The 1326-nt window shown below is 57.0% G+C and carries 1 rRNA gene (cut by a window edge); it reads right to left on the reverse strand.

The annotated features are described in order from the left end of the window. Nucleotides 1–1274: ribosomal RNA gene (locus ACIBK3_RS46670) — 23S ribosomal RNA — on the reverse strand; it reaches 1922 nt to the left of the window's first position. Nucleotides 1275–1326 lie beyond the last annotated feature (52 nt).

The raw sequence follows: 1326 nt of genomic DNA on the forward strand, positions 1-1326 counted from the left end.
GCAATGACACGACTTCGGCGGTACGCTTGAGCCCCGCTACATTGTCGGCGCGGAATCACTAGACCAGTGAGCTATTACGCACTCTTTCAAGGGTGGCTGCTTCTAAGCCAACCTCCTGGTTGTCTGTGCGACTCCACATCCTTTCCCACTTAGCGTACGCTTAGGGGCCTTAGTCGATGCTCTGGGCTGTTTCCCTCTCGACCATGGAGCTTATCCCCCACAGTCTCACTGCCGCGCTCTCACTTACCGGCATTCGGAGTTTGGCTAAGGTCAGTAACCCGGTAGGGCCCATCGCCTATCCAGTGCTCTACCTCCGGCAAGAAACACACGACGCTGCACCTAAATGCATTTCGGGGAGAACCAGCTATCACGGAGTTTGATTGGCCTTTCACCCCTAACCACAGGTCATCCCCCAGGTTTTCAACCCTGGTGGGTTCGGTCCTCCACGACCTCTTACAGCCGCTTCAACCTGCCCATGGCTAGATCACTCCGCTTCGGGTCTTGAGCATGCTACTAAAACGCCCTGTTCGGACTCGCTTTCGCTACGGCTTCCCCACACGGGTTAACCTCGCAACACACCGCAAACTCGCAGGCTCATTCTTCAAAAGGCACGCAGTCACGAGAATGAGGACAAGTCCTCACTCCGACGCTCCCACGGCTTGTAGGCACACGGTTTCAGGTACTATTTCACTCCCCTCCCGGGGTACTTTTCACCATTCCCTCACGGTACTATCCGCTATCGGTCACCAGGGAATATTTAGGCTTAGCGGGTGGTCCCGCCAGATTCACACGGGATTTCTCGGGCCCCGTGCTACTTGGGTGTCTCTCCAACGAGCCGCTGACGTTTCGACTACGGGGGTCTTACCCTCTACGCCGGACCTTTCGCATGTCCTTCGTCTACATCAACGGTTTCTGACTCGTCCCACGGCCGGCAGACCGTGAAAGAGAGATCCCACAACCCCGTACACGCAACCCCTGCCGGGTCTCACACGTATACGGTTTAGCCTCATCCAGTTTCGCTCGCCACTACTCCCGGAATCACGGTTGTTTTCTCTTCCTGCGGGTACTGAGATGTTTCACTTCCCCGCGTTCCCTCCACATACCCTATGTGTTCAGGTATGGGTGACAGCCCATGACGACTGCCGGGTTTCCCCATTCGGACACCCCCGGATCAAAGCCTGGTTGACGACTCCCCGGGGCCTATCGTGGCCTCCCACGTCCTTCATCGGTTCCTGGTGCCAAGGCATCCACCGTGCGCCCTTAAAAACTTGGCCACAGATGCTCGCGTCCACTGTGCAGTTCTCAAACAACGACCAGCCACCCGTC

This window comes from Streptomyces sp. NPDC050287 (assembly GCF_044459385.1).
GTDB lineage: Bacteria > Actinomycetota > Actinomycetes > Streptomycetales > Streptomycetaceae > Streptomyces.